Origin of the sequence: Roseibium algicola (assembly GCF_001999245.1) — a bacterium.
GTDB lineage: Bacteria > Pseudomonadota > Alphaproteobacteria > Rhizobiales > Stappiaceae > Roseibium > Roseibium algicola.
In genome coordinates, this window is sequence record NZ_CP019632.1 from 19,443 (window position 1) to 39,538 (window position 20,096).

General features: G+C 56.4%; 22 protein-coding genes. 14 read left to right on the top strand and 8 right to left on the bottom strand.

The annotated features are described in order from the left end of the window. Window positions 1-21: 21 nt before the first annotated feature. The 9 genes from B0E33_RS30305 (at window position 22) to B0E33_RS30350 (ending at window position 5,463) form a co-directional block, all read left to right on the top strand. Window positions 22-519 carry a TlpA family protein disulfide reductase gene (locus B0E33_RS30305; protein ID WP_077294853.1) on the top strand — a complete coding sequence of 166 codons (498 nt, stop codon included), beginning with the start codon at window positions 22-24 and terminating at the stop codon, window positions 517-519. Between the two features lie 13 nt (window positions 520-532). Further along, a complete protein-coding gene (locus B0E33_RS30310) occupies window positions 533-958 on the top strand; it encodes a hypothetical protein (RefSeq protein ID WP_077294719.1) in 426 nt (141 codons plus the stop codon). Further along, a complete protein-coding gene (locus tag B0E33_RS30315; RefSeq protein WP_077294722.1) occupies window positions 951-1,190 on the top strand; it encodes a hypothetical protein in 240 nt (79 codons plus the stop codon). Before B0E33_RS30310 ends, B0E33_RS30315 begins: the two co-directional genes overlap by 8 nt. 45 nt (window positions 1,191-1,235) lie before the next feature. Then, the gene (locus B0E33_RS30320; protein WP_077294726.1) at window positions 1,236-1,883 is read left to right on the top strand and encodes an SCO family protein; all 648 of its coding nucleotides are present in this window, start codon (window positions 1,236-1,238) and stop codon (window positions 1,881-1,883) included. After that, on the top strand, window positions 1,880-2,329 hold the full coding sequence (locus B0E33_RS30325; protein ID WP_062492177.1) for a copper chaperone PCu(A)C: 450 nt from the start codon (window positions 1,880-1,882) through the stop codon (window positions 2,327-2,329). The genes B0E33_RS30320 and B0E33_RS30325 overlap by 4 nt, the downstream gene beginning before the upstream one ends. Continuing rightward, on the top strand, window positions 2,326-2,952 hold the full coding sequence (locus tag B0E33_RS30330) for a hypothetical protein (protein WP_077294729.1): 627 nt from the start codon (window positions 2,326-2,328) through the stop codon (window positions 2,950-2,952). The genes B0E33_RS30325 and B0E33_RS30330 overlap by 4 nt, the downstream gene beginning before the upstream one ends. Window positions 2,953-2,969: 17 nt before the next feature. Next, a complete protein-coding gene (locus B0E33_RS30335; protein ID WP_077294732.1) occupies window positions 2,970-3,773 on the top strand; it encodes a DsbA family protein in 804 nt (267 codons plus the stop codon). 27 nt (window positions 3,774-3,800) lie between these two features. Continuing rightward, window positions 3,801-4,541, top strand: coding sequence for a cytochrome c biogenesis CcdA family protein (locus B0E33_RS30340; protein WP_077294735.1), 741 nt, complete (start codon window positions 3,801-3,803; stop codon window positions 4,539-4,541). 541 nt (window positions 4,542-5,082) lie between these two features. Next, a complete protein-coding gene (locus tag B0E33_RS30350) occupies window positions 5,083-5,463 on the top strand; it encodes a sulfite exporter TauE/SafE family protein (protein ID WP_077294738.1) in 381 nt (126 codons plus the stop codon). A 342-nt stretch (window positions 5,464-5,805) separates the two neighbouring features. On the opposite strand, the gene B0E33_RS30360 is transcribed toward B0E33_RS30350, so the two are convergent. Both B0E33_RS30360 and B0E33_RS30365 read right to left on the bottom strand, forming a co-directional pair. After that, window positions 5,806-6,132: a YnfA family protein gene (locus tag B0E33_RS30360; RefSeq protein ID WP_077294744.1), complete on the bottom strand. Its 327-nt coding sequence runs from the start codon at window positions 6,130-6,132 to the stop codon at window positions 5,806-5,808. A gap of 49 nt (window positions 6,133-6,181) precedes the next feature. Then, window positions 6,182-6,760, bottom strand: coding sequence for a recombinase family protein (locus tag B0E33_RS30365; RefSeq protein ID WP_077294747.1), 579 nt, complete (start codon window positions 6,758-6,760; stop codon window positions 6,182-6,184). A 334-nt stretch (window positions 6,761-7,094) separates the two neighbouring features. On the opposite strand from B0E33_RS30365, the gene B0E33_RS30370 reads away from it, so the two are divergent. Next, on the top strand, window positions 7,095-8,090 hold the full coding sequence (locus B0E33_RS30370; protein ID WP_077294751.1) for an IS30 family transposase: 996 nt from the start codon (window positions 7,095-7,097) through the stop codon (window positions 8,088-8,090). 51 nt (window positions 8,091-8,141) lie between these two features. Here the strand turns inward: B0E33_RS30370 and B0E33_RS30375 are convergent, their stop codons facing one another. Beyond that, on the bottom strand, window positions 8,142-9,161 hold the full coding sequence (locus B0E33_RS30375; RefSeq protein WP_228148173.1) for a radical SAM protein: 1,020 nt from the start codon (window positions 9,159-9,161) through the stop codon (window positions 8,142-8,144). Between the two features lie 422 nt (window positions 9,162-9,583). Between B0E33_RS30375 and B0E33_RS30380 the strand changes: the two genes are divergently transcribed. The 4 genes from B0E33_RS30380 to B0E33_RS30395 all read left to right on the top strand — a co-directional run bounded on the left by B0E33_RS30380 (window position 9,584) and on the right by B0E33_RS30395 (window position 13,914). Next, window positions 9,584-9,778: a hypothetical protein gene (locus tag B0E33_RS30380; RefSeq protein ID WP_062492162.1), complete on the top strand. Its 195-nt coding sequence runs from the start codon at window positions 9,584-9,586 to the stop codon at window positions 9,776-9,778. 27 nt (window positions 9,779-9,805) lie between these two features. Beyond that, the gene (locus B0E33_RS30385; RefSeq protein WP_228148174.1) at window positions 9,806-12,658 is read left to right on the top strand and encodes an HsdM family class I SAM-dependent methyltransferase; all 2,853 of its coding nucleotides are present in this window, start codon (window positions 9,806-9,808) and stop codon (window positions 12,656-12,658) included. Beyond that, window positions 12,659-13,375, top strand: a complete 717-nt coding sequence (locus B0E33_RS30390; RefSeq protein ID WP_077294754.1) for a hypothetical protein — start codon at window positions 12,659-12,661, stop codon at window positions 13,373-13,375. A 314-nt stretch (window positions 13,376-13,689) separates the two neighbouring features. Beyond that, window positions 13,690-13,914, top strand: a complete 225-nt coding sequence (locus tag B0E33_RS30395; RefSeq protein WP_062492156.1) for a helix-turn-helix domain-containing protein — start codon at window positions 13,690-13,692, stop codon at window positions 13,912-13,914. On the opposite strand, the gene B0E33_RS30400 is transcribed toward B0E33_RS30395, so the two are convergent. The 5 genes from B0E33_RS30400 to traA are packed head-to-tail and all read right to left on the bottom strand — an operon-like array spanning window position 13,911 to window position 19,997. Next, window positions 13,911-14,279, bottom strand: coding sequence for a thermonuclease family protein (locus tag B0E33_RS30400; protein WP_062492154.1), 369 nt, complete (start codon window positions 14,277-14,279; stop codon window positions 13,911-13,913). The two genes, B0E33_RS30395 and B0E33_RS30400, sit on opposite strands and share 4 nt — an antisense overlap. Beyond that, window positions 14,276-14,902 (bottom strand): TraH family protein, encoded by a 627-nt coding sequence (locus tag B0E33_RS30405; RefSeq protein WP_062492152.1) that lies wholly within the window; start codon window positions 14,900-14,902, stop codon window positions 14,276-14,278. The genes B0E33_RS30400 and B0E33_RS30405 overlap by 4 nt, the downstream gene beginning before the upstream one ends. 4 nt (window positions 14,903-14,906) lie before the next feature. Further along, window positions 14,907-16,145, bottom strand: a complete 1,239-nt coding sequence (locus B0E33_RS30410; RefSeq protein WP_077294757.1) for a conjugal transfer protein TraB — start codon at window positions 16,143-16,145, stop codon at window positions 14,907-14,909. Next, window positions 16,066-16,620 (bottom strand): conjugative transfer signal peptidase TraF, encoded by a 555-nt coding sequence (traF, locus tag B0E33_RS30415; protein WP_077294863.1) that lies wholly within the window; start codon window positions 16,618-16,620, stop codon window positions 16,066-16,068. Before traF ends, B0E33_RS30410 begins: the two co-directional genes overlap by 80 nt. Next, window positions 16,620-19,997: a Ti-type conjugative transfer relaxase TraA gene (traA, locus tag B0E33_RS30420; protein ID WP_077294760.1), complete on the bottom strand. Its 3,378-nt coding sequence runs from the start codon at window positions 19,995-19,997 to the stop codon at window positions 16,620-16,622. The genes traF and traA overlap by 1 nt, the downstream gene beginning before the upstream one ends. Between the last annotated feature and the right edge of the window lie 99 nt (window positions 19,998-20,096).

The following is a 20,096-nucleotide window of genomic DNA, read 5'->3' on the forward strand; positions in this document are numbered from 1 at the left end:
TATTTCAGCGGAGGCACGCCAATGCGTCCGCCTCAAGGCGGAGGACAGGCCGAGCCAGCCTCGTCCCGGTCTTTCGTGATCCACGAGGCACCGCGCCCGCTCCCCGAAATTAAGTTTGAGGACGGGAACGGTCAGGCTCTTACTCTGGCCGATTTGAGAGGCAAGACCGTGTTGCTCAACATCTGGGCGACGTGGTGCGTTCCCTGCCGCGAGGAAATGCCGACGCTCGACGCGCTTGAAGCGGAACTTGGCGGCCCGGTCTTCGAAGTTGTGGCGCTTTCGGTCGATCGGGCTGGACCGGATGTTGTTCGGAATTTCTATGCAGAAATAGGCATTGAACATCTTGGTCTCTACATCGATGCCACAATGCGGGCCTCGTTCGACCTCCAGGCGCCGGGACTGCCGACGACGCTTCTCATCGACAGCGAGGGCCGAGAACTGGGAAGACTTGTCGGTTCTGCCGAGTGGGACACACCAGAAATGATCGCACTCCTCAATACTCATCTGAAGTCAAATTGAAAGGGAACCCGCCATGCCCGATACACAACAGTCACAATCTCGAAACGGGTCTCTCAGCCGCGACCTGCTTTATGCGCTTCGCTATTATCTCGGCAACCGACGCGGTTTACTCGTTCTCGCCGGACTGGTGATTGCGTCGGGGCTGGCGCTGAACTGGAGTTGGTTGGCTGCTGTCGGCATCGCACCAATCCTGATCAGCCTTTTGCCTTGCTTGGCAATGTGTGCGCTCGGCCTGTGTATGAACCGGTCAGGCAGTAAATCTTGCTCGGCCGCAGAGAGCAATGCTGGCCCTACCGAGACCGAGGTAGCTCGGCCAGCCACGAAGGTTGTAGCAATCGACACGGCTCCTGACAGCGTGGCCCCTAAGATTGACGAGGCCCGCGTTCTTGCAAGCCACGAACCGCAGCCCTCCAAAGAAAGGAGACCGAGCGATGCGTAAATCGATCAGAGCGTTCGCTATTGTTTCTTCAGTTGTCGCAGGGCTCGCGGTTGCACCCGTGCTCTACACCCATGCCTCAGAGGCGTCCCGCGACACCCTGAAAGGCTCCGGCACAATGGAAGGCTGCAACAGGATGATGCAGTCCATGAGCCATGACGACCCTGAACGGCCCAACGAGCAGTGGCGCGAGAAATCGCTCGACCGCAAAGGCCTCCCAGAAACGAATGGGTGAGCATGTTATCGGCCACACACGGGCGGATGCTTTCGAGGTAGACAGATGACATCAACCAAAACAAGGCAGCTCGAACGCATCCGCATCAGCCTATGGATCCTCGTGGCCGCTGCTGTGCTGGCGCTCAGTGGCGTCTATTTCGTCCGGACCATTTGGGTTCGCGAGCCATCTCCGCCGATCACCGTCGGCGAAGCTGCAATTCGCTCCGATTTTTCGTTGATCGACCACAACGGCAATCGCGTAACAGAGGCCGACTTCCTGGGGCGCTGGCAACTCGTGTTCTTCGGATTTACCTATTGCCCGGATGTTTGCCCTACCACGCTTGCCTATCTGGGGAACGTGCTGGATCGGCTTGGCGGCGAGGTCGAGCACGTTGCTCCGATCTTCATCACGGTCGATCCGTCCCGGGACACGCCGCAGGTGATGGCGGAATATGTCCAGGCCTTTCACCCCAAGCTGGTCGGACTGACCGGATCGGAGGCCGAGGTTGCCGCGGCTGCCCAATCCTTCCGCGTCTATTACGAAAAAATGGAAGAGGAGACGGCTCCGGACGGATACCTGATGGCACACTCCGGGCACATCTATCTGATGACTCCGGACGGCCGCTTTGAGGATGTCTTCCGCGAAGGTGATCAGTCCGCAGAAGAGATGGCCGCCCATGTCCTTGCAACAATGACCGGGAAACAACTATGAGAAAACTGATTGCAATAGTCGTGATAACTTTGGCCGTCGCATCGCCGGCACTCGCCGGTGAGAGTGTTCGCGTCCTCGATGCGTGGGCGCGGGCGTCCATCCTCGCATCCCGTCCCGGCGCCGCCTATGTCACGATCGAGAGCACTTCGGACGACAGGTTGATTGGAGCGAGCACGCCTGTGGCCGCTCAGGTCATGATTCATGCAGTCGAGAAGGACGGTGACGTAAGCCGCATGGACCACATCGAAACGCTTGAGTTGCAGGCGGGTAAGCGGATCACGCTCGCGCCCGGTGGCATGCACCTGATGCTGATGGGACTGCAACACAAACTCAGTAAGGGTACGACATTCCCCATGACGCTCAGCTTCGAAAAAGCCGGAGAGATCACCGTCCAGGTTTCGGTGCTTGCAATAGCGGCTGAAGGCCCGCGGGAGGCAGCAGAATGAAGCGTTTCCTGGGCCTCGCCGTCCTGCTGAGCGCCCATCCGGCATTTGCCCACCATCCCGGCGAACGCATTGACGAGGTGATGACCGAAAAGGAGCCGGCTTTCGAGGTGACAGATCGCCCTTCCATGCCCGAACTCAATCTCGAAGAACCGGGTGGCAATGTCCTGCACTTCGATGATCTCTCTGATCAGGTCATCGTGCTTAGCTTTGTGCCAACGGACTGTGGCGGCCCATGCGCCGAGCAGCAGGCTGATCTCGCTGGCGTGCAAGGACAAGTGAACGTTTCGCCGATGAAGGAAATGGTCACGTTCGTAACCGTTCACGACTCGGACTCGTCAATCGAGGTTACGTGGGATGAGGCGAACTGGAAACTTGTCATCCCGTCCGGGGAGGAGACAACCGCCGCTGCTGCGGATCGTTTCGCCGCGCTAAGTAGCCAAGGTCAGGATATGCCGATGGTGCATGTTATCGACCGAAACGGACGACATGCCGGGATATTCCATGGCGCTGACTTTCAGAGGGCAAACGTGACGCTCTACATCAACCAGCTCATCAACAATGCGTATGCGCCAAAACCACCAACCGAAAAAGGGTGGTGGGAACGGCTGACAGGCTGGCTCTGAATGGTGGAAGAAGAGAAATGACGCAGTTTTCGAGACCCACGGGGCGCCGCTTCGGCTTGATCCTCCTTCCCCTATTGCTGATCATCGCGGCAGGAGCCTGGTATCAGCTCGATCCAGGGTTCCAGACAGGCCGGCAACTCGCGACCGCGTCGGAGAACTTGCCGCAGGAAGCGTTCGAGCGGCGAGTGCGCAACTATCTTGTCGCTAACCCCGAAGTTATCGTCCAGGCCATGCAGAACCTCGAACGAAAGCAAAGGGAGGCAGAACAAACGGAGGCTCAGGCGGCCCTTGCCGCAAACAGTGACGAACTGCTCAAAAGTCCCGAAAGTCCGGTCGGCGGCAATCCGCAAGGCGATGTGACCATGGTCGAATTCTTCGACTATAACTGCCCATATTGTCTGCAGGTCGCGTCCGCAATGGCGGCGGCCGAAGAAGGCGATTCCCAAATGCGGATCGTCTACAAGGAGTTTCCCATTTTGGGCCCGGACTCCGTGTTCTCGGCTAAGGCAGCGCTCGCGGCGCACCGGCAGAACCTCTACCCGCAGTTCCACAAGGCGATGATGCAGGTGTCAGGCTCGGCCGACGAAGTGCAGGTCATTACTGTCGCCAAAGAGATAGGCGTCGATGTCGAACAACTCCGGACCGACATGCAGGATCCTGCGATCCACGAGGAGATTGAGCGCAATCTTGCGCTCGCCCGAATACTGAGGATCAACGGCACCCCGGGTTTCGTCATCGGCAACGAGATCCTGCGAGGTGCTACCGACTTGCAAACCATGCAGCGATTGATCGACCAAGCCCGGAAGGAAATAAATCGATGAAGCCGGAGTCTCTGAAAGTTTATCCTAATGCCTGAACTCTCGAACATCGGTATCCTCAGCGCCTTCCTGGCCGGAGTTATTTCGTTTTTGTCGCCTTGCGTCCTGCCGTTGGTGCCGGGATATGTTTCTTACGTCGCCGGCCGGTCGACCTTCGCTTCACCGTCAGGTGAGATAGCTGTCGCCCGAAGCACAACGCTCGCTCTCAGCCTCTGCTTTGTGCTTGGCTTCACCACGGTCTTCGTGATCCTCGGTGCCAGCGCCTCGGCGCTTGGCCAGTTGTTGCTCAGCTACCGGTTCGAGTTGAACATCATTGGGGGCGGGATCGTCACGCTGTTCGGGCTGTTCATGCTCGGAACGATCCGCCCGGCGTGGATGATGCGCGAGGCACGCTTCCATCTCGATCTACCTGGCGGACGGACCGTCTCGGCCTATGTCCTCGGTTTGGCCTTCGCTTTTGGCTGGACACCCTGCATCGGTCCGATACTTGGTGCCATCCTGACAGTTGGCGCCGCGTCGACGACGCTTGCCGACGGTATCGCTCTGCTCACAATCTATTCGCTCGGTCTTGGCGTGCCATTCCTGCTTGCAGCGCTGTTCACCGATACGCTGGCCGCCAGGTTGAAGGCGTTCGGGCGCATTGGAAAAGGCCTGCGGATTGTAGCGGCAGTGGTAATGATCGTGATGGGAATTGCCATGATGACGGGTTATCTGTCCGCTTTCGCCTTCTGGCTTCTGGCCACCTTTCCCATTCTGTCATCTATCGGTTGAGTTTAACCACGATATAGTTGGAGAAGTTGCTTCGTGCCCTCAATCGTCACTGCCTCGAAAGCCGGATGTTCTTCGCCGGTCAGGTCGAAATACGCGGCAATATGGATGCAAGAGGCGATCCTGTTTCCGTAGGCGTACCGGATCCGCTGCTGCGCCCTGTCCATGTTGACTGGTCCGTGATGTCGAAGCACATGCATTCGGCCATGTAGGGTGGGTGGCGTGTAGCGATCAAGGCCGACGACCAGATAATTTTAGCTCAAGCGGCGCGTGACGGCCGCGCCGAGATATCCGCTCGAACCGGTGACCAGAACGACCGGTTTTTGCTCTTAGTTCAAGATTGAATTCCAAAATCAGTCCTGCGTCATTTGCGCAGATATTTAATCAGGGCGGCGATGAGGAGGATCAGGGAAACTACGATCAGTATCCACACCACCCCCATTCCGATCATCATTCCGCCGCCCATGCCTTCACCCATCATCATTCAGTCGCCTTCCAGAATCGCTTAACTGACCCATCTTTCTATAATGTCTGAGCGCAATATTTGTTCCCGCCTCCTTCGACGAGTTGGCGAACCATCTCGGCGTATGCCCTCGGTCTGGCCTTCGCTTTTGGCTGGACACCGTGCATCGGTCCGATCCTTGATGCCATCCTGACAGTTGGCGCCGCGTCGACGATGCTTGCCGACGGTATCGCCCTCTTCACGATCTATTCGCTCAGTCTTGGCGTGCCGTTCCTGACTGCAGCCCTGTTCACCGACACGCTGGCCGCCAGGTTGAAGGCGTTCGGGCGCATTGGAAAAGGCCTGCGGATTGTAGCGGCAGTGGTAATGATCGTGATGGGAATTGCCATGATGACGGGTTATCTGTCCGCTTTCGCCTTCTGGCTTCTGGCCACCTTTCCCATTCTGTCGTCTATCGGTTGAGTTTAACCACGATATAGTTGGAGAAACTATGACTTGACCTTCCTGTTGCTGGATGGCTCAGGCTTGATCATCAAAGAAGGAAGCAACGGCAATGACAAAAAGCGTCGATCTGTTGGAGAAAGAACTCCTGCACGTGTTCAGGTATGCCTGTCGACGAGACCGGATGGACATCGCAGAATTCATACTCGCTGCCTTGGAGAAACTGGATGACGAAAGAAAGTTATCTTCTCATGGCAATCGTCCATTGAACGATGCCTATCGTGATCTGATAGGGACTTGCATCGCCGGTAGGCCATGACTTTCGCGATCCGGTGAGTTTTCCTGTCCGCATCCTACTCGTGGCTATGTGGCCCGCGGGCCTAAAAAAATGATTGTCGCGCCAATCATGCAAACCGTTGCGCCAGTAATGTCCCAGCGGTCAGGATGGACGCCCTCGGCCAGCCAGAGCCATATGAGAGAACTCGCAATGTAGATACCTCCATAGGCCGCATAGGCACGACCTGCGGCCGCGCTATCTACCAACGTGAGCAAATATGCAAACAGGCTCAACGCGGCGAGACCCGGAACGATCCACCAGATTGACTTGTCGAGCCGCAGCCAAGCCCAAAATGCAAAACATCCTGCTATTTCAAAAACGGCTGCGCCGACATATGCCGCGAAAGTTTGCATTCTTGATAGCCCTCGTTTCGAAGAATGGAAATCCGATCCTGCTTCTTGCTCAACGGAATTCGTCACGCACTCGCATGATTGTTTGACGGCTGGTACCAAATGCTCGGGCAATAGCAGAAATACTTTTGCCGGAATTCAGCGCAAACCGCACATCTTGCTTTTGGCTGTCTGTCAGGCTTGGCCGCCGACCCAGAACTTTCCCTTCGGACTTGGCACGTCTTAGGCCTGACTGCGTTCGCTCGATTAGCAAATCCCGCTCGAACTGGGCAACGGCATTGAGCACGTTCATGGTCATCGTGCCGGCGGAACTCGTCAGGTCGACACCGCCAAGTGCAAGACAGTAGACCCGTACTCCTTCGTCGGCCAATGCCTTTACTGTTGAACTGACGTCTATCGCATCCCGGCCGAGGCGATCGAGTTTCGTCACGATGAGAATGTCGCCCGACTCTAAACGGTCCACCAGCCGAGAGAATTCCGGACGCTGCGTTATCGGCACACTGCCGGAAATCCTCTCGGTCACAATCCGGCGGTCTTCGACGTGGAACCCCGCCGCCCGGATTTCTTCTAGCTGGTTTTGGGTCGTCTGGCCGGGCGTGGAGACGCGGGCATAGACGAAAGTGCGTGACATGGCGTCAATCCTGTCCGAAAAGGCTGTTCAAATTATCTGCTTGTCCAGAATGCAGTCAAGCTAATTTGTGGACAGGGTATTTAAGCCCCGTACGCAATCGGACGTTTTCGGACAGGAAACCTGTCAGGTTCAAGCTGCACCATCAAAGCCTGGGATCAAACACCTAGTGCAGGATGGGCATACTCGCTCTTCTATACCGATTGGAATTGATCAAACGGTCAAAATAAATTCCATAATAACTATTATGCGTTATGTTATTATAGCAGGGTGCGCGCTATTCCCAAGTGCGACTTCTGTTTGAAACCAATAGGTTATCAAACAGGAGGATTGTGTCATGGGATCAAAATACAGCCACCTGACGCTGGAGGAGCGCCGCAAGATTGAACGCTGGCGCCAGGCGAAAGTGTCACCTTGCCGAATGGCGAAGATCCTTGGGCGGCACCGATCAACGATTTTTCGAGAATTGAAACGCAACCATTTTCAAGATGAACAGTTGCCGGACATCGTCGGCTATTTTGCTGTGGCGGCCCACCAGGAATGCGCCACGCGTCGGTCACGAAAACGAAAACTGATCAAGCATTCGGATCTGCGTCATCTTGTGACCGATCGCATCAAGGATGGCTGGACGCCGGAACAGATTGCCGGACGCATGAGATACGAAGGCGCCTCCCACCGGGTCTGCCAGGAAACGATCTACCGTTATATCTATTCGAAGGAAGGCCTGGCCCAGGAGCTGTGGTGGTACTTGCCGACACATCGAAAGTCTCGAAAGCCCAGACGAGCGAGAAAGCGCCTGCCACCCAAATTCCATCGTGACGTCAGCATCTTGTTCCGGCCAGATGCCGTGGCACATCGGCAGGAGTTCGGGCACTGGGAAGGTGATTTAATGCTGTTCAAACAGCACTTTGGTTCTGGCAACGTTACGTCCCTGGTGGAACGCGTCACCCGGTTCACCTTGCTTTTAAAGAATGACAACAGAAGAACACATTTGGTGCTTGGCAAGGTCATCGATGCGATCCGCCACCTGCCAATCCGTTCCCGAAAATCCATCACGTTCGATCGAGGAACCGAGTTTGTGGCCTGGCCGCATCTTCAAGCGGAAATCGGTACACAAACCTGGTTCTGTGATCCATCTGCCCCCTGGCAGAAAGGCACCGTGGAAAACACCAACCGACGTGCCCGACGATGGCTTCCCCGCAAACTCAATATGAGCCGGGTCACCGATCTTGAGTTGAAAGGGATCTGTGACCGGCTCAATGCGACGCCCCGGAAATGCCTTGGTTGGAAGACGCCGGCCGAAGTCTTCAGGGAGAAGATGCTGGCGCAATGAGTGAACGCCCCCTACCCTTGCAATCCGCAGAAGTCGCACTTCAAGTATCGCTCACACTACGATCCGACGATCAGAAATCTCGATTCCATTTAGGTCCGCCAGCGAGACGCTACGAGCGAGGCTTCGAACAGCCTCAGTGTCAGGTTTATGGTGATGCTTACTGCAGATCTCACGTTGGCCCTCGGGACAGATGCTACAAATTTCGCTGATGCCGAAATGACCATTAAAATCTGGTGTCCCGTGGGCGAAGGCGACCCCGCATGACGTTTTGCGGAAGATCGGGCGCCCTTCGAAATGGGCCAAAATTCGACTTTCGGTATCACGTGGTAAAATCTTTCGTCGGGCCAAATCCGTGTAAAGGTCAGGCACCCCGGCTTCTCGAAAATAGGCCTGGATTTCTTTCCGGTAAAAGAGGCCCGTGAAAACCGTCGCATCCGCTAACTCCGAAAGCCGGCGTGCAGACGCGAAGTGGTCGATCGTATCATTTAGACCCGAGATAATCGGGCGCCAGTAGAGGATCTTCTTCACACGAGACGCCGATTTAGCCAGCACTTCCAAGCTTCCTGCGGCTATCGCCGACGGTACTGGCTCCACACGTTCGTCATGGATCCCTGACCAGGTGACCAAGATCGTCAGTTGCAGGTTCTTGAGAGCTTCAAGACGCTCAACGTCTGATCGATCAATTCGCCATCGGGTGATAACCAGGACTGGATTGCTGAGCCCTCGCCTATCCAGAGCTTCGAGGGTCTTGAAAAGATGCGTCTTCACACCAGGCAGGAAGGGGTCCGTAGCTCGGTTGAAAATCTGAATCGGAGTCGTGTGAGCACGAAACGCCCAATGGCCGATGAGTTCCTGCACGGCGATTTCGTCATCGACGATGAGGTGGGGTCGCTTCATCGAAAAATTCTCGAACAAGTGGCGTACGCAGTAGCCACAATCCAGAGGACACCCGACGATGTGATTGAGACTTAAGCCCGACTTTCGATAGTCAATGAAATTCCGAAGGCTTCGAGGTAGATCATCCGGCGCAGGGCGCACGGACTTCAAATTTAAGAATTCTGCTTTTGTCACGTGTACCTCCCAAACCCACAGTCGGACAGTGAACTGCAACACAGGAAAACACAAGTTAGCCGCGAGGAAACATCAACCACCATCACTCTATGCTGCGATGTTCCTTCGAAGCGACCTCGCATCGACCACGCAGAGAAGCATGTATCCAAACGGGATATTCTCACCGCCAGACACGGACCAGCTAGCGAGCAAACTGGTAGATCATGAACAGTATCGTCACGGAGATTGTCATGTGACACGTTTTGGCGCGACATGTGGTGCGACTGCTTTGAGGAAGAGGGCCGCTACGCGCCTTAATCACATCCATCCAGACGCGACAAAGAGTTCCGCTGCTGTTTCAGCCATTCTGTATTGCCCGATTGCTGGCCATACAGAATTCTGTTATTCGTTCCTCTGCTTGCGGTGAGCAGAGGAAAGTGGTCATGGCGATCAACACAACGAAGGACGCGCTGAATTCTACAAGCCGTCACTCCATAGAGAAGCTCGAAACTCTGAATTTCAAGGTTCCGGCCGACTTCAAGAAGGCATTTAAAGGTTATGCCGTTGCCCAGGGTATGACGATGGTTGACTTGCTTCGTGAAGGATTTGAACTCAGCAAAGACAATCGTAAGTCCTGATGCAGCCGATCAAAAGCGGAATATAGTATGTCCGTCAGCGGCGCGAAAACGGCTTGGATTGAGCATCTGGATGTCAGCAGTGTCCAGATTGATGGTCTAGTTCGGGTCGCAGGATATTTGCCTGATGGCCGTCCGCCCGAAGAAGTTGTGACCATGGAGAAGGCCGCCTCATATGGCGCCTACGCGGTGTTTTTCGAAGCGGGGAAACAAGGCAGGCCGGGGGCACCGCAAGCGTTCTTATTCGTCGATGATGGGCCTGCTAATAATCCGGCGTTTGCGGAGTTGCACAAACGAATCTGGAGTTGGGGCGGCGTTCCACTCCTTTATCGGCGGATACCAGGCCTGGTGCAGCTCTTCCGATGCGCCCACAAGGCCGATTTCATTTCGGCTTCGGGAGATCTAGTCTGCAAACCAGTTAAAACACTGGGACTCGCTTCACGTATAGTTGCAAAAGAAGCTTGGTGGGACGCAGAAAGACTGCGAAACAGCACGCTTTGGGATGATCCAGCAGCTTGCAAGCTACTTCTATCCGCGTCGAAATCGGCACATCGCCGGCTTGTCGATGCCGTTAGTGGCCTCCATTCTAGACTGAAGAGTAGTGGTCTACTGAACGCAGGGCTTCGACGCCGCCTTCTTATCCTTTCACTCCTCATTGCTTATCTGGAAGAACGCGGCGTTCTCCCAGCCGACTTTTTCGGGCAATTTACTGAAGGTGCCACGAGATTTTTTCATGTTCTTGAGGACGGTCCTGCGCTTGTACAACTTCTTCGATCTCTTGAAATGCGCTTCAACGGCCACATTTTCAGAATTCACGACGAGGACCGCGCCGCACTTGAGAACAGCACGGAACTTCAAGATTTCAGCACGCTGATAGAGACGCGGGTTGAAGCAGGAGGGCAGCTCAACCTCTGGGCGCTCTACTCTTTCCGCGATTTACCCGTCGAGGTTATCAGCCATATCTATCAGCTATTCGTTTCCGACACCGATAGCTCCGTCTATACACCTCCTTCGCTTGTCCGCCTCATGCTTGATGAGGCATTGAGCTGGCAACGACTTGACCGGGTGATCGACCGAGACGAACTCATCCTCGATCCTGCATGTGGCTCTGGTATTTTCTTGGTCGAGGCTTACAAGCGCCTCGTGCTGCACTGGAGAAGCCGAAACGGCTGGGCTAAACCTGGTGTCCATGTGTTACGCGCATTAGTCGAACGCCTTCGCGGGGTTGATGTCGAAGGTGGCGCGATCGAGCTAGCAGCATTCAGCTTGTGCCTGGCGCTATGCGACGCGCTGGAGCCTGAAGATATCCGCGCAAGTGTTCAGCTTTTCCCAAAGCTAAACGACCGTACACTAATAGAATCCTGCTTTTTTGAAGCAAAGGAGAAAAAACGCATTGTTGGCCCTATCGGCGTCGTTGTTGGTAATCCACCCTTCGTATCCGCCCTCAAGACGCAAGGTGCAATCCGAAGCTATCAGCGCTTCACAGAAGCTATCGGTACTGGGGCAGACAAGCAGATTGCGTACCTGTTCTTGCATGAAGCCATGGAACTTCTCGTTCCTGGGGGTACGCTCTCCATGCTTCAACAGTATAACCTGATCTACAACGCCAGCTCCGCACCTGTTCGCACTGCCTTTTTTTCACGTTGGGATGTGCGCGAAATCCTCGATTTTGTGTCGATTCGTGGATTGTTTAGCAAAGGTGGCGCAGACACTAAAATTGTCGCCGTCGTTGCGGATGCGGCTGAACCACCCAATAACCGCAGAATCTTGCACGCTGTTTTCCGTCGCGCTGGTCGTGCCGATGCCGAACAAGGTTTCGATATCGATTATTATGATTTGCATTGGCTACCGCGCAGTGACGTTCTCGCGGAACCCGGACCTGAAATTTGGCGTTCGGGTCTCTTGGGCGGGGCGCGCGCTTACAGCCTCGTCAAAAGGCTCAAGCAATATCGTACGCTTAAGCAGCATGCCGCTGAACGAGGGTGGCATGTTCGCGAGGGGTTCGTTGAGGGCCAGAAGGGTGTATCCCGGCCCTCTGATCACCTGATCGGCAAGCCACTTCTGCCCTCGACCGCTCTTTCCGTGACCGGCATCGACAAAAGCCAAATCACTGTAGTGCCAGACAAGCCGATTGAGGGCCCTCGCTCGGCCGAACTCTTCACTCCGCCTATGCTCTTGGTCCGCGAACATGAAGATTTGCCAAATGCGATTTGGTCTGAAGAGTATCTCACCTTTAAGAACCAGATCGTCGGATTCGCCAAGGCTGGCCGCGACGATCTAGAGGTAGTTGCACGCTGGCTCAAAACTGAGTCGATCGCGTTGCGCGCCTATGCAGCTGGGATCAGCACGAAGCTCTTCACCCAGAAGGCGACTAATATTGCCGGAGCTGATGTGCTTGCTTTGCCCTTTCCTGAGGATGGCGATCTCGACCTCAGCGACAATGAGCGAATTGTTGCCGAGGATATCGTCCACCAGTATCGAGAATTCGTTCGCAAGGGCAACGAGTCTTGTCTTTTACGCGAGGATGCCTGCCAGGTACTTGACGACTTCGCACGTTTGTTCTGCAAGCAGATCAACACAGTTTATCAAGAAAAGCCGCTGATATCGCTGACACCGCGGCGCTGGTCAGGAATCGTCTGCCAGCCCTTCGTGTTTGGGACTGGGGTGATCGATTGGGACGGCGAAGATACGCTGCACGACAAGATTGATGTTCTACTAAGGGAACAAAAGGGCACGTCGGTTTCCATTACACGCATCGCAAGAATATATGACGGGCATTTTATTTTCCTTCTGAAGCCGGATCGTCTTCGTTACTGGCTACGTTCGGTGGCATTGCGCGATAGCGACGACGTATTGGCCGATCTTCGGGCGCAAGGATTTTGAATGCTGGCGGATTCTGACGGAGTTAATGTTCAGAGTGGGGGGTTCTCACCCGACCTACATCGTCCGAAGACTTGGCTTCATCAACTGATAACTTTCATTCTGGAAGAATTGCCGAGCTGGCGGGATCGTGGTGGTCGACCAACTGGGGATTCTGAAACACAACTAACCTCGCAACTCTGCGCTCACCTTAACGGCACCACCCGAAAATCTCCCGGCTGGGACGTTCTCCAGTTCCGCATCGAAGAGCCCGACGAAACGAAGCTTTCGCGCCGAATTGATCTCGTTGCAGCGCCAGCGGGAGAGGTCATCTGGATTGAAGGACGCCGGCATGACGATTTTGATACGCTTCTTCCAATTGAATGCAAACGACTTCCCACACCAAAGGGCAAGAACCGAGACAAGCGTGAGTATTTGCGCGTTGCGAACGGCAGCACTGGTGGCGTACAGCGCTTCAAGGCGGGATTGCACGGCGCTGCGCACGAACAGGCAGTCATGATCGCTTATGTGCAGACGGGCGGCATAGTGTCTTGGATCAACCGACTCGATTTCTGGATTCGCGCCCTATCTCGTGTTGGTATTTCCGGTTGGAGTCTTGATGATCGTCTGAATCTAGTCAGCCACGACACCAATCTGCGTATCGCCGTCCTATCATCCGAACACGAACGAGAACTCAACCTAAACAGAATTGAGCTTCGTCATTTGTGGGTCGAGATGTGAACGTCTCGGGTCAATTTCACCATCGAATAGACGTGAATCAACTAGCGGATAAGTATAGGAGCGGTGGCTGAAAATATCAAAAACATTTCGTTTGCCATCTATGTATATTCGTGACGAAGTTGTTCAAATACATTTCGCACGAAACTTGAAAACTAGGCCATTTAATAAACAGATTTGCGGAAAGCCGACATGATGACGTGAATAATGGCGACGCAGGCGCAAAAGTCTCTTAATACGGTCGCCCGTCAATCCCCATGTTTGACGAATAGAGAAGTTGATAAACTCTAATTTTGTAAGCTGCCAATCAAAAGCGCATGGACATGCGCCGCCTCGTCGGAAAAAATCTCACCCGCCTAAGAGATGAGCGGAATATGACGCAAAAGGAAATTGCGGCGATCAGTGGCATCAGCCAGCAATATCTGAGCAGCCTGGAACGCGGAAAACGGAACCCAACCGTTATTACAATCTATCAGATTTCATTGGCGCTCAACGTGGATCCGATGGAGTTTCTTCGACGGATCAAGAAGCCGAAAGATTAGCACCACGGCTCGCGATGTCCGTGCCACGGCCGGGCAAGCCCCTCGTTGATGAGAATTTGGCTTACGTCGTTGCCGTTGACCAAGACCCTTGCGAGGGTGCGGCCATACTTGTCCTTGCCATTTCGGAGGATCTGAATGCGTTGTCCGTTCGCCAACTCGGCGAGCCGGCGCTTGGCCTTCTTTGCCATCTGGATTTCATAGGAACATTTTCCGTCGATCTCGGCGGTATCCAGGCCGAGAACCCGCACACGCTCCGAGCCGTGCTTCATGCCGATCAGGAAACTGTCACCGTCCCAAACGCGCAATTGCTGTGGCTGGCATGTCGCAGCACAGAGATACACGGCAACAACGATGTGGCTGGTCATTCTCTGTTGAAGTCCCCTATTCCGGACAGATCAACGCCAATGTCCGCCTTATTTGGATCCTGCGCCCATAGCTGTTGCCGGAGTTCATTCCTGGGGTCCGGACTCGCATTGTCAGCCTCTGGCGCCGGCGCTCCCTCCACTGAGGCGGCCGGGTCCGGAGCAGCCAGATCAACGCTCTCTCCTGGGTCTTTTGCCGTGAACACATACTCACCGTCGAAATACCCGGTCTGGTATGCCTCGATGGCATCTTCGAACGCCTCTTGAACCGGCGTGCCGTACCACTTCGTCACGACCCGATAGACGCGGGCGAACAGCGCGGTCCCGATTTTGATGTTGTTGCAGGTGTCGAACACATCCGCGGTGACCTGGGACTTGTCGGTGACGCCAATTCCAACGGGGTATTGCGTGAGCCCGACGCGCACGACGGCTTTGCCGAGGTGATCCTGAACCAGCTTCATCGCTTCTTCGGGTGATTTGACCTTCGGCACCAGAAACGTCTTCGATCCGGCACGAACGGTCACGTTCAACGGATCTTCTGATCCTGCCGCCGCAATGAACTCTTCAACGATGGCAGGGGTCAAGGAAGGGTCGGCACACTGTTCTATCAGGGCGGCATCTATCATGGCTTCACTCGTTGAATGCGATCACCAGCGGAACATCGAACAGCTTTGCCCAGGCTGTGACGCTGGCACGCTGAATAGCGGTAATGTTGCTTCCGCCGGTCCACCAGCCGTTGGCGATCGCCACGATGATATCGGCGTTCAAAGCCATGGATTGCAGGACAGGCCAGATAATCAACTGCTCGTAGCAGATCAACGGCGCTGCGCGATAGCCCGCGACAGGCATAACTGGATTGTAGAATATGTAGGCGTTGGCTCCGCCGCCGTCTCCTGTGAGCCGGCGCCAAGGCTGCCACATGGAAACCGGGACCGGCATGCGTTCGCGATAGAGGATCCGCGTGTCCGACTTCGCGATCTCCACCATCACCGTGTCATAGCCGCTCTTTTGAATGGCCGCGGCGCCCCCGATCACGGTCACTGACAGATCCGACAAAGCATCTGTCCAGAGCCGTTCCGTCGTCGGAGTCCATAGTCCTAAAGCGCTCTCGGGCAGGACCGCTACCTTAGCCCCCTGCCCGGCCGCCTTGCGAACCATGGCGATTGTTTCCTGCTGCTGCTCATAACCGGCGTGCTGTCCAGCCCCTTCATAGCGGAAAGTGGTGTTGATGCCGGTCCAACCCTCAATTACGTTCGGGTCCGTCCAGAATGCGGCGGACCAAGCAGCACATCCGGCGACAATCGGGACCGCGATCCTCCAAAGGCTTGTGGTCATCATGAGCAACAGGATCGCGGTCGCTGCCAGTCCGAACCAGCTCCATCCCGGAAAGAGCACGCCGGCCGCAGTGATCGGGCTGGCCCAACCCATGATTCCGAAGGGTGGCAAGCTCATCAGAACGCTTGCGATTAGATACCGCAGCATTCGCGGCCAACCGGATCGGCCCGACCACAGCGCGGAATAGACGGCGACAAAGACGAGAGACGCTGCGAACCAAAGGCCGATTCCGATAGCATATTGGGATCCGAAGAATATGGACGCGCCCTGCGGCAAGCCTCGTGAGGCTCCGAGGAAGTGCGCCGCTGCCACCAGCGCCGCCACGGATCGGGACGGAGAATAGGCCCAGAAAGCCGGAAACAGCATTCCGGCCGGCAGCAGAAGCACGTTGCCGGACCAGCCGATTGTGCCGGTCGCAATGCCTCCCAGGACGCAAAGCAGACCCCGCGCGAATTTAGGGCTGGAAGGTGAGCACTTCTCGCGCCAGGCCGAGAATGCCGCTCGCCGGGATGGGGCCAAAATATCTTGAATCATAAGAAGCCACGTAATCGGAATGAACAAAGATATCGCCCGCCGGAACGATACCCCCGGCATAGGCGGTCAATGGACGCCCCTGCTCGTCCTTCGCCTGGATGGAAGAATGCGCCAGGAGCTCGCCATCGACGGCAACCTGATTGCCCTCGATGGTGACGGTCTGTCCCGGCAAGGCCACAACGGTTTTGATGAGCGGTGCCATGCCGCCGTTGCACAAACCTGCAGGAAGATAGAGCCGATCGCGCGCCAGTTCGATCGCCGGCGAATTCGCCGGCGGACAGATGAACAATGTGTCCCCCCGGCGAGCTTCCCTGGACAGTTCCTCGATCCGCCAAAGTCCGAGTGGGAAACTCGGTGTGGTGTTGATCCGGTAGCCGCCGAGAAAACCGGCGGCGGCAATGCCGCCAATCGCTAATCCGGCCAGCGACAGGATTGCCAAGGCTTTCCGCTTGCCCCGTCGCCGCGCCTTCTCTATCACCGGGTCATGCCCTGATCTTTGACCTGTTCCTTTTTCAACACCTGCGCTTGAGCTTTCTCCTGGGAACGCTTCTTTGCATCGACTTTCTGCAGCGCGTTGAACTTCGGCCATGCATCCGCAAGCTTGCTCCGATCTTCATCGGCAACCCGGGCGGCGGCCTTTTCAAAGGCAGGCCCCTCCGGTTTGAGACCGGCCATGAACGTTCTCTCGCCGAACCTCTGGTCCAGCTTCGCGGCGACTTCACCGAGCTCGGCCTCGACCATCTTGTCCGCCAGAAGGAAGGACAGGCCCGCATTCAGGTCGTTGCGGTCGATGGCATCGCGGATCCGCGACAAGACGCCATCGGCCGCCGGCGACAGCGCCGGCACATCGACGCGCGACAGATCCCGCTCCCGTTCCAACTCCACCGTGCGCAAGTCTCCGATCTCGGCCCTGAGACGGATGTAGTTTTTCACATCGTCGCTGAGCTGCGGAACGTTGTTCAACGCCTGCTCGCGAGCTTCGCGAGCGGACTTGCCCGCAAGCATTCCCGTCTTGCCGCGTAGCGATCCGAACTGTTCGGGCGCATTCGCCAATTCTTCAGCGAGCTTATCGCGGGCGGACACCTGCTCAGCGCCACTCGATTTCACGATGTCATCGATCCGCATCGACTTTACGGCCTCGTCCGGCTGCTCATAGACGAGACGGGCGCGGTTCTGGATTTCAACCCAATGGGCTGTCAACGTTGCATCGGACTGCAATTTGGCCTCCACAGTCTCAGTGACGGATAGTGCCCATTCCTCAACGCCTTTGATCCAGGGCTGCAGCGGGGCCGCCTGTTCGCGTGGCTCTGTTTGGACGGTAAGTGCGTTTGTGGCAAGACCGCGTGAACCAATGCCAAGCTTTGCGCCGAGCACGGCAAGCCGCTCGCCGAGCGCCAAGAGCTTCGCCCTTTGCTCGCCAAACCAACGGCGCTGGTTCTGCACCATGGCCTTCGCAACCCGAAGTCCGTAGAGACCCCGACTGCCCGCGTAGCTGAGCGCCTGGGCATAGAGTTCCGAGCCCGCATAATCGAGCGTCGTATCCTTGGCACCTTTCTTGGAAAGAACCTCGACCAGGCCGCCATTCTTCGCAAACGACAACGCTCCGTGATAGAGCTTCACGTCTTCCCGGTGCCTGGTCATCGCGACATAGGTCAGATGCCGGTCCAGCGAAAGCGTTGCCAGAACCTTGACCTTGTCGACGGTCGCGCCTTGAGATTTGTGGATCGTCGTCGCATAGCCGTGATCGACATTGCGATAGGTCTTATGGTTGACCTCGACGCGCCGGGTTTGATCCGATCCCCCACTACCACCAACAGCCCCGATCTCTGCAACAATGCGCCCCTCACCCGCTTCGACCACGCGGCCGATCATGCCGTTCTTGACGTTTAGGTCTCGGTCGTTCTTCAGGAACACGATCTGATCGCCAGCAGCAAAGAACCGTTCGCCGTCCTCGGTACGGAACTTGTGCCCTTCCTCAATCAGACCGCGTTCAATGAGCGTGGCGCGTGCCAACTTGTTGAGCTCAAAAACATCAGCTCGAAGATGGGCAAGCATCAGCATCGACTTCGAGGGATCGTAGTCGGCCGACCAGTCATCGATCATGCCTTTGATGACCTGATCCTTGAGCGGCATGCTGACAACGTGACCGTTGGCGCGATACGCGTTGATCGCTTTGGCGACATCGCCCCGTGCAAGATCCATGGACGCATCGCGCATCCACTGTTCGCGCTGACGGTAGATCGTGCCAAGTTCCGCGTAGCCCGTTCGGCCCGTCAGGGACCGAAACGCGGCACCGGCTTCGATCGGCTGCAGCTGCTCCGCGTCCCCGATCAGAATGAGCTTGGCTCCGGCCTTCGCGATCGTCTCGACAAAGACGCACATCTGCCGACTATCGACCATGCCCGCCTCATCAATCACAAACACGGTCTTTCTATCCGGAAGCCCCTCACCCCGCGCCCACGACAATTGCCAGGACGCCAGGGTGCGCGATGCGATTCCAGCTTCCTTCTCCAGCCCCTCGGCCGCCTTGCCCGCCAGGGCGGCGCCGGCGACATGATAGCCGTTCGACTCCCAGACCTGACGGGCGGCTTTCATCATCGTGGTCTTGCCCGCCCCTGCCCGGCCGACAACGGACGCCATTCGCTCATCGGCCGTGATGCGCTCAATCGCAACACGCTGTTCATCGGAAAGCTGCTGGATCTTGGAAAGGACCGCGGCGCGAGACCGCTCATCGACGCCATGGGAGGAAGCGGAAACAAGGTGATCGGCCCGCCGCGCCATCTCCGATTCGAGCCGCATCATCTCCCGGCTGGTGAGCTTCGCCGGTTCCATTTCGCAGGTTTCCGGATCAACCGCTTCGACGGCGAGCTTCACGACATCCGGGGAATTCAGAACGCGCGCCAGCAGGTCCTGGAACTTACCCGGATCGTCCACATAGCGATGAAGGTATTTTGCAATGTCCCGCTCATCGAAAACGCTCTTCTCGCGTGTGATCGCATCAATGACAATTTCCGGGCGGCGTTTGATACGCCGAACGTTCTCCAGGCAACTTTCCGCATGCCAGACCGCTCGTTCCAGATCGGCTTCACGTCCTTGGGCTTTGGCTTCTTTGGCAATGTTGCGAGCCTGAACTCCGATCTTGGATGTCGGGCGAAGCTCGATCCCCTGAGCCTCATAGCTGCGGTGATCGATCCGCGTTTCCTGGCCGGCTTGCTCCAAACTCTTGTTTGCATGCGTGGCCCAAAGCTCCCGCCACTGTTTCAGCGTTTCCTTGTCGCCAGCCCATGCCTTGTACTGGATCTTGCCGTTCTTCTGACCTCCCGCCCGAACCGGTTCTCCTTTCGCATCGAGAAGCGTTTCCCACTTCGACCCGAACCCCGCCTCCGTCAAAGGAGCCATCGTCAGCATGACATGGACATGCGGATTGTTTTCTTTGTCGTGATAGACCCAATCCGCAATCATGCCTCTCGATGTGAGGGCTTCGCGGACATAGCCTTGGACGAGGGCAACGTTCTCTTCGCGGCTCAATTCCGACGGCAGCGCGAACACGATCTCGCGGGCAAGCTGCGCATTGGCGCGGGTCTCATGCGCCTCGACCGCATTCCAAAGAGCCTCGCTCGCGCCGGCGACACTCCGCCCGTCGATCAGTGTCCGGAACCACTGTGGCGTCTGATCCGGCAGCGCCAGTTCCTCATGAACCAGATCGCCGTCCTTATGGGCGTAGTTGAATTTCTTGTGGTCCAGATCGTTCGATACCGTCATCTGGGTACGATGCCGGTATGCCGCCGCCGCGACACTCGACCGGCCTTCGCTCCGGGAGATCACCTGAACATGGAAATGATAGATGGCCATGGAGGGCGCTGAACCTGCGGGCGGCGATGATGGGGGCGAACGGTGGCGGGTTGAAGCGAGCGAAGCGAACAGCCAAGCCTCTGAAATTCATTTCAAGGG

Excerpts from the sequence above, each read along its gene's own strand:
- B0E33_RS30305 (WP_077294853.1), top strand. The coding sequence starts at position 22 with ATGCGTCCGCCTCAAGGCGGAGGACAGGCCGAGCCAGCCTCGTCCCGG.
- B0E33_RS30310 (WP_077294719.1), top strand. The coding sequence starts at position 533 with ATGCCCGATACACAACAGTCACAATCTCGAAACGGGTCTCTCAGCCGC.
- B0E33_RS30315 (WP_077294722.1), top strand. The coding sequence starts at position 951 with ATGCGTAAATCGATCAGAGCGTTCGCTATTGTTTCTTCAGTTGTCGCA.
- B0E33_RS30320 (WP_077294726.1), top strand. The coding sequence starts at position 1,236 with ATGACATCAACCAAAACAAGGCAGCTCGAACGCATCCGCATCAGCCTA.
- B0E33_RS30325 (WP_062492177.1), top strand. The coding sequence starts at position 1,880 with ATGAGAAAACTGATTGCAATAGTCGTGATAACTTTGGCCGTCGCATCG.
- B0E33_RS30330 (WP_077294729.1), top strand. The coding sequence starts at position 2,326 with ATGAAGCGTTTCCTGGGCCTCGCCGTCCTGCTGAGCGCCCATCCGGCA.
- B0E33_RS30335 (WP_077294732.1), top strand. The coding sequence starts at position 2,970 with ATGACGCAGTTTTCGAGACCCACGGGGCGCCGCTTCGGCTTGATCCTC.
- B0E33_RS30340 (WP_077294735.1), top strand. The coding sequence starts at position 3,801 with ATGCCTGAACTCTCGAACATCGGTATCCTCAGCGCCTTCCTGGCCGGA.
- B0E33_RS30360 (WP_077294744.1), bottom strand. The coding sequence starts at position 6,132 with ATGCAAACTTTCGCGGCATATGTCGGCGCAGCCGTTTTTGAAATAGCA.
- B0E33_RS30365 (WP_077294747.1), bottom strand. The coding sequence starts at position 6,760 with ATGTCACGCACTTTCGTCTATGCCCGCGTCTCCACGCCCGGCCAGACG.
- B0E33_RS30370 (WP_077294751.1), top strand. The coding sequence starts at position 7,095 with ATGGGATCAAAATACAGCCACCTGACGCTGGAGGAGCGCCGCAAGATT.
- B0E33_RS30380 (WP_062492162.1), top strand. The coding sequence starts at position 9,584 with ATGGCGATCAACACAACGAAGGACGCGCTGAATTCTACAAGCCGTCAC.
- B0E33_RS30385 (WP_228148174.1), top strand. The coding sequence starts at position 9,806 with ATGTCCGTCAGCGGCGCGAAAACGGCTTGGATTGAGCATCTGGATGTC.
- B0E33_RS30390 (WP_077294754.1), top strand. The coding sequence starts at position 12,659 with ATGCTGGCGGATTCTGACGGAGTTAATGTTCAGAGTGGGGGGTTCTCA.
- B0E33_RS30395 (WP_062492156.1), top strand. The coding sequence starts at position 13,690 with ATGGACATGCGCCGCCTCGTCGGAAAAAATCTCACCCGCCTAAGAGAT.
- B0E33_RS30400 (WP_062492154.1), bottom strand. The coding sequence starts at position 14,279 with ATGACCAGCCACATCGTTGTTGCCGTGTATCTCTGTGCTGCGACATGC.
- B0E33_RS30405 (WP_062492152.1), bottom strand. The coding sequence starts at position 14,902 with ATGATAGATGCCGCCCTGATAGAACAGTGTGCCGACCCTTCCTTGACC.
- B0E33_RS30410 (WP_077294757.1), bottom strand. The coding sequence starts at position 16,145 with ATGATTCAAGATATTTTGGCCCCATCCCGGCGAGCGGCATTCTCGGCC.
- traA (WP_077294760.1), bottom strand. The coding sequence starts at position 19,997 with ATGGCCATCTATCATTTCCATGTTCAGGTGATCTCCCGGAGCGAAGGC.